At 61.8% G+C, this 6,938-nt stretch carries 5 protein-coding genes; 2 read left to right on the forward strand and 3 right to left on the reverse strand.

The features are described 5' to 3' along the window. Window positions 1-49 precede the first annotated feature (49 nt). The 3 genes from DXT59_RS12980 to aroQ form a co-directional block, all read right to left on the reverse strand. Window positions 50-1,399 carry an MFS transporter gene (locus DXT59_RS12980; RefSeq protein WP_116137298.1) on the reverse strand — a complete coding sequence of 450 codons (1,350 nt, stop codon included), beginning with the start codon at window positions 1,397-1,399 and terminating at the stop codon, window positions 50-52. Between the two features lie 65 nt (window positions 1,400-1,464). Then, on the reverse strand, window positions 1,465-2,337 hold the full coding sequence (locus DXT59_RS12985; protein WP_116137299.1) for a shikimate dehydrogenase: 873 nt from the start codon (window positions 2,335-2,337) through the stop codon (window positions 1,465-1,467). After that, complete coding sequence (gene aroQ / locus DXT59_RS12990) at window positions 2,334-2,807, reverse strand: type II 3-dehydroquinate dehydratase (RefSeq protein ID WP_116137300.1); 474 nt, start codon at window positions 2,805-2,807, stop codon at window positions 2,334-2,336. Before aroQ ends, DXT59_RS12985 begins: the two co-directional genes overlap by 4 nt. Window positions 2,808-3,110: 303 nt before the next feature. Between aroQ and DXT59_RS12995 the strand changes: the two genes are divergently transcribed. Together DXT59_RS12995 and DXT59_RS13000 are read left to right on the forward strand one after the other, a co-directional pair. After that, entirely contained in the window at window positions 3,111-5,012 is a 1,902-nt protein-coding gene (locus tag DXT59_RS12995; RefSeq protein ID WP_116137306.1) for a bifunctional sugar phosphate isomerase/epimerase/4-hydroxyphenylpyruvate dioxygenase family protein, read from the forward strand. A gap of 145 nt (window positions 5,013-5,157) precedes the next feature. Next, window positions 5,158-6,348, forward strand: a complete 1,191-nt coding sequence (locus tag DXT59_RS13000; RefSeq protein ID WP_116137307.1) for a porin — start codon at window positions 5,158-5,160, stop codon at window positions 6,346-6,348. Window positions 6,349-6,938 lie beyond the last annotated feature (590 nt).

Here is a 6,938-nt window from a genome sequence, read left to right on the forward strand (position 1 = left end):
TAACGGAGGCGACCCCGCCGGGCGGCGGGGTCTTGAATCGCTTACCGTTTTACAGCTCGATCCGCTTGATATCGCCGACGACGAAGATGTACGCCGCCGCACCGATCAGCGCGACGACGCCGATGAACGCGAGCGCCCAGACGAAGGAGCCCGTTGCGCTGACGATCAGTCCGATGACGAGCGGCGTGATGATGCCGGCGAGGTTGGCCGCGACGTTGAAAATGCCCCCCGTCAGGCCGAGCTTGCCGTCCGGAGCGATATCCGAAACGAGCGTCCAGCCGAGCGCGGCCATGCCTTGAGCGAAGAACGCGAGCGACAAAATGGCGATAACGGCGACATTGCTCTGCACGAAGTTGGCGAGCACGATTGTCGACGCGAGCAACAGGCCGGCAATGATCGGCAGTTTGCGCGCGACGTTCGCCGATTTGCCCCGGCGCAGCAGCCAGTCGGAGAATGCGCCGCCGAACAAGACGCCGATCGATGCCGCGATGAAGGGCATGACGGCGAAGAAGCCGATCTTGAGCCAGCCCATATGACGCTCGGTGGCGAGATACGTCGGAAACCACGTCAAAAAGAACACGAGCGTGGAGTTGCCGGCGAATTGGCCCAGGCAAATGCCCGCGAGTTGACGATGCTTGAGCAGCCGGCCGATATCGCGCCAATCCACTTTGGCCGGCTTGCCGACACGCTGTCCCGGGCTATGCCGTGTGAGGCCGCCGCCGGCTTCGATGTATTCGATTTCGGCGTCGTTGGCGGCGGGATGGTCGAGCGGCTCGCGATAAAAGCGCCACCAAATCAGGCCGAAGATCACACCGGCGGCGCCGACCACATAGAACAGCGAACGCCATCCGAACGCGCCCATCAAGGCGAACAGCAAGGGGCTGAAGAACGCGAGGCCGATGTATTCGCCGACGGTGTAGGTGCCGGTGGCGAACGCGCGCTCCGTTTGCGGGAACCAGGTCGCGACGATCCGGCTATTGGTCGGAAAGCATGGCGACTCCGTCACGCCGAGCCCCAGCCGGCAAGCGAAAAGGGCGCCTACGCCCGTGACGAGTCCTTGTGCTAGCGTGCACAGCGACCACAACGTCATCGCGAGGAAATACGTCAGCTTGCTGCCGAATCGATCCAGGAAGACGCCGCCCGGAATTTGCGCAACGACATAGCTCCAAGAAAACGCGGAAAAGATCAGGCCCATCAACGCCGCATCGATGCCGAGTTCCTTCGTCAGTTGAGGCGCCGCAATGCCTAGCACGGTGCGATCGAGGTAGTTGATCATCGTGCCCGCGGCCAATAGACCGAGGATCCTATAGCGGACGCACGAGCGTCGGACCATGGACGGTCGTGCCTCGTCTTGCAGCGAGGCCGGGCTCAGCGAGCGAGGCGAAATTGGAGGGGCCATGTCGTCGTGTCTCCTGTCGACCTGAATGGTCGTGATAGTTAAATGAGCCGGTGCGATTGTTGCCGCTATCGGGCGAGCAACGCTTGCAGATGGGCGAACATCCGTGCGGCGTCCGGCTCGACGCCCGTGAAGAGGCGAAATGCATCGACGGCTTGGTAGACCGCCATGCCGCCTCCGGTCAGCGTGCGACATCCGATCCGTTCGGCGGCCTCGATGAGTGCCGTTCGAATCGGGAAATAGACCACGTCGGCCACCCACAGCTCGCGATGCAGCAATTGCGCGGGCAACGGCATGCCGGGCAGCTTTGCCATGCCCGTCGGCGTCGCATGGATGAGGCCGGTTGCCTCGCGTAGGGCGCTTTCCAACGAGCCTCCGGAGCCGACCGCGGCGGCGGGGAATCGACACTGCAACTCCGTGGCGAGTGAGGTCGCGCGCGTTTCGTCCACATCGAACAGCGTCAAGCGGGCGGCACCCATGGCCAGGGCGGCATGGGCAACCGCGGCACCGGCACCGCCCGCGCCGAGCTGCACCACCCGCTCGAGCGATGCATCGGGCAATCCATGCTCGAACGAGCGCTTAAAGCCGGACCAGTCGGTGTTGTGGCCGATCCGTTTGCCGCCCTCGAAGCGAACGGTATTGACCGCCCCCAACGCTCGCGCGTCGTCCGAGAGTTCGTCGAGCAGAGGGATCACCGTTTGCTTGCACGGATAGGTGATATTCAGGCCGTCGAAGCCCATACGTTCGGCGGCCGTCAGCAGATCGGGCAAGGCGTTCGGGGATAGGCCCAATGCCTCGAGATCGATTCGCCGATAGACGTAAGCGAGCCCCTGTTGCCGTCCTTCCTCTTCATGCATCGCGGGACTGAGCGAACCGCCGATGCCCGAGCCGATCAAGCCGACGACGATTGAGCGCGTGCTCCGGTGCATTGCCGCGCTCATTGCCCGGCCTCCCGCTTGCGCTGCTCGTTCGCCTTCAGCAACTCGGCCATCCTTTCCAGCGCCAGCACATAGCCTTGCGTCCCGCAGCCCACGATGATCGCTTCCGCAATCGGAGAAACATAAGAGTGGTGCCGGAACGCCTCGCGCTTGTGTACGTTCGAAATGTGAACCTCGATTACGGGTTTATCGATGGCCTTCAAAGCGTCGGCCAGCGCAACCGACGTATGCGTATAGGCGGCGGGATTGATGACGATGCCGTGCACGCGCTCGCGTGCGTCGTGCAACCAGTCGATCAACTGATGTTCGGCGTTGGACTGCCGAAAGTCGATGGCGAGACCGAGCCGTTCGCCGGCTTGCCGGCAGCGCTCGGCAACATCGGCCAGCGTCTCGCTGCCATAGATGGTCGGCTCTCGCGTGCCGAGCAGGTTGAGATTCGGTCCATTGAGAACCAGCACCGAAGCGAATGTCATTGCGTCGACTCCATTGCATTGTTAAGGGAACGCTGTACGAAGGGCCCGTTCGCTGTTCCGAATGCATCGAAGTGTGCCGCCAGTCGGGCCATAAGTCATTCTGGGGTTTTCGCTAATTTGTACCAACTAGTTAGTTCACATAAAGTGCGCCGTATTCGTGTCGGCCTCCGCCGCATCGTTCGTGCGCCGCATTCGTCCGATCAACGGGGCGGGGAAACGGCACCTGGAACTTCGTTTGTCTTGTTCATTCGCATCGATATATCGCCCATGCAGAACCGACCTTTCCCTCCGGCCGATGCACCGCTGCAGCGGTCGATCGCGACCGTCTCGATCAGCGGCACGCTAGCCGAGAAGCTGCGCGCCATTCGCAACGCCGGTTTCGGATGCGTCGAGATCTTCGAAAACGATCTGCTTTACTACGACGGGACACCGGCCGATGTCCGTAGGATGTGCGACGATCTCGGGCTGAAAATCGTGCTGTATCAGCCGTTTCGCGACTTCGAAGGCGTCGGCGCGGAGCGCCTGAATCGCAACGTCGAGCGTCTCAAGCGCAAGTTCGACGTGATGCACGCGCTCGGCACGGACCGCTTGCTCGTATGCAGCAGCGCATCGAGCGATACCGTTTGCGACGACGGGTTGATCGCCGATCAGCTATCGGTATTGGCTGACCAAGCGCAGGCAGCGGGCATGACGGCCTGCTACGAGGCGCTTGCATGGGGACGGCACGTCAAGACGTACGGTCACGCGTGGCGACTCGTCGATGCCGTCGATCATCCGAACCTGACGCTGGCGCTCGATAGCTTCCACACGCTCTCGCTTGTCGATTCGCCGGCGGAAATCGAGTCGATTCCCGGCGAGCGGATCGGATTCGTGCAGATTGCGGACGCGCCGCGCATTCAAATGGACGTGATCGAATGGAGCCGCCACTACCGCTGCTTCCCGGGGCAGGGCGATTTCGCCCTAGCCGAGTTCACCGCTCACGTGATCAAGAGCGGGTACCGCGGACCGCTTTCGCTCGAGGTGTTCAACGATGGCTTCCGCGGTGCGCCGCCGGCGGCGACGGCGGCCGACGGCTATCGCTCGCTGCTGTTGCTGGAGGCGCATACACGCGCCTTGTTAGGGGGCGAGACCGGTACCGAGAGATTGCCGCTTTATGCGCCGCCTCCGGTGACGGAGCATCTTTCGACGCAATTTCTGGAATTCGCCGTCGATCCGCTCTCGCGCAGCCATCTTGTCGATTGGCTCGAAAAATTGCGGTTTAGGCGTGCGGGCCGGCACCGGTCGAAGGATGTCGCGCTATACCAGCATGGCGCGGCGGCGATCGTGCTGAACGCCGAGCCCGATTCGTTCGCCAACGCGTTCTTTCAGCAACATGGGCTCTCGCTTTGCGCATCGGCGTTTCGTCTCGACGATGCTCAGCGTGCGCTCGAGCGCGCCGCGGGTTTTGGCTACGCGCCGTTTGCCGAGCGCACTGGCCCTAAAGAACGCATCGTGCCTGCCGTGCGTTCCCCAGACGGCAGTATTAACTACTTAGTGAACGAAACGTCGGGCCAGCCGACGCTATTCGAAGCGGATTTCATCTTGACCGATGTCGATGGACCGAGCGAAGTCGGACCGCTGACCGGTATCGATCACGTCTGTTTAGCTTTGCCGATGGGAGCGCTCGATAGTTGGACCTTGTTTTTGAAGGCCGTATTCGGGATGGACGCATCGCCTACCGTCACCGTGCCGGATCCGTACGGGTTGGTTCGATCGCGCGCGTTCAGTCATCCCGGGGGTTCGCTGCGCATTGTGCTTAATGCGTCGGCGGAGGGACATACCGCCGTGGCCGAGACAGTGCACGTATACGGCGGAACGGGGCTGAACCATGTGGCGTTCGGCACAGACGATATTTTCGGTGCGGTGTCCGAGCTGAAGGCGCAGGGTTTGCCGCTGCTGCGCATTGCGCACAACTACTACGACGATCTCGAAGCCCGCTACGGGCTACCTGAAGCGTTCCTGGCCAAGTTGCGCGGGCACGACCTGCTTTACGACCGAGACGAGCGCGGTGGAGAGTTTATCCACGCGTACACCGAGACGCTCGATCAACGGTTCTTCCTCGAAATCGTAGAGCGGCGCGGGGGATACGACGGCTATGGCGCACCGAACGCCGCGGTGCGGTTAGCCGCTCAGGCACGCCAGCGCCAGGGCAGCGGGGTGACCTAGTTCCCCATACCGGCTATCGCTATACCGCTACGCCATTGCACAACATCGTACACGCCACCGGGCCTGGCGCATTCCTTCGCTTTATCACAAAGACCGCGGGCACCACCCGCGGCGATGACCCTTGGAGATTGGAGACAGACGCATGATGAATACTTACGGCACTCAAATCGGCCGCACGGCGATCGCGGTTGCAGTCGCGGCAGCAGCGCTCTCGTGGACGCCCGCCTTTGCGCAGAGTAGCGTGACGCTATACGGCGCCGTCGATGACGCGTTGACGTACGTCAACAACCAGAAAGGCAGCTCGAACGTCTATCTGCGGCAAGGCAACCTGTATGCGTCGAAGTTCGGCCTGCAAGGCAAGGAAGACCTCGGCGGCGGAACGCTTGCGATTTTCGATCTCCAGAACGGTTTCGACTTGAATACCGGCGCGCTTTCCTCCTCGGGCCTCATGTTCAATCGGCAAGCCTACGTTGGGCTTCAAAACGCTCGCGTCGGGACGTTGACGGTAGGGCGCCAGTACACGCCGTACTACATGTTCGTCGGCCCGCTCACCGGCAGCTTTTGGCTCACTGGCGCGACCGGTGCGCATCCCGGCGATATCGATGGGCTCGACACGACGGTGCGGGTCAACAACTCGCTCGTCTATACCTCGCCAAGCTGGGGCGGCTTGCAAGCGAGCGCCATGTACGCGTTCGGCGGCATTGCCGGCAGTACGGGGCTCGGGCAAACCTACAGTGGTGCCCTGCGTTATTTGAACGGCCCGATGACCCTCGCACTCGGATACCTGCGCATGGACAATGCGCAGCGTACGGCCGGCTTCGATCCGTCGTCGACGGGGAGCTTCGGTGTGTCGGCACTGAATGCGGGCTACGCCTCCGCAAACGCGGTGCAGCACATTGCCGCTGCCGGCAACTACACACTCGGCAATCTCGTTCTGGGGCTGTCGTATTCGAACGTCGAGTATCAGGCGGGCGGACGTTCGCTCTTCCACTCGACGGCCGTATTCAATACCTACGCCGCGCTCGCGTCCTATCGCTTCACGCCAGCGTTCGACGTCGGCGCTGGCGTTGCGTACACCGCGGCATCGAAGGCCAATGGGATCAGCAGTGCGGCGCGCTACTCGCAATATTCGTTGAAGGAGGCGTATCACTTGTCCAAGCGCACGACGCTGTATGCGCTGCAGGCCTATCAGCACGCAAGCGGGCAGACGCTCGGCAGCGCTGGGGCCGGCAATATCGTGGACGCGGTGCCGTCGGTCGGCGACTCGCAAAACGGCACGCCTTCGTCCACGCATGCGCAATTCGTCGGCATGTTCGGCATCGCGACGTTGTTTTGACGATCGATTGCACGGCTCGGTCCGCGCGCATCGGGACGAAGATTTCGATGCGCGCGGCCGGCGTTTAGGGCTTTAGCGCGTGATGAGATCGTCCGGGTGATCGCGCCCGGCAGACCGTCAGCTACCGGCGTGCCGTTCAGACGTGAGACCGGCATGATGCCGCCCGCAGTCGACGTAGTGAAGATCTCGTCCGCATCACGCAGTAATGCTTCGTTCACCTTCAATGACCTTCAAACGATCCAGCTCGCGCATGCTCATGGTGATCAGGCCTGAACGCGTCACGGCGATCTCCAGCAGGGTCGAAAACCCTGGCAGGATGCGCCGAAACAGCTCAGCACTGCGACATCTGAACTTTGCCCAGATACGACATTAGAACTTTGCTCTTACATAAAATGTCAAAGCCGGATTCACATGTCCGGGCGCTGGCTAAATAGAAGTGTCCGGTTCTAAGATTATTTTTCTTTCGGTTTCAAAGGCAAGAGCGTAGAAGAAAAATGCCTGAGCGGGCAGGGCGTTGACGCCTTAGGTGAGGGCACGTGCAGACCGACGACCTGGTTTTGAAGGTTGGGCAGGGCTCAACTGCACGATCG

The organism is Trinickia diaoshuihuensis (genome assembly GCF_003390925.1).
GTDB classification, from domain to species: Bacteria; Pseudomonadota; Gammaproteobacteria; order Burkholderiales; family Burkholderiaceae; genus Trinickia; species Trinickia diaoshuihuensis.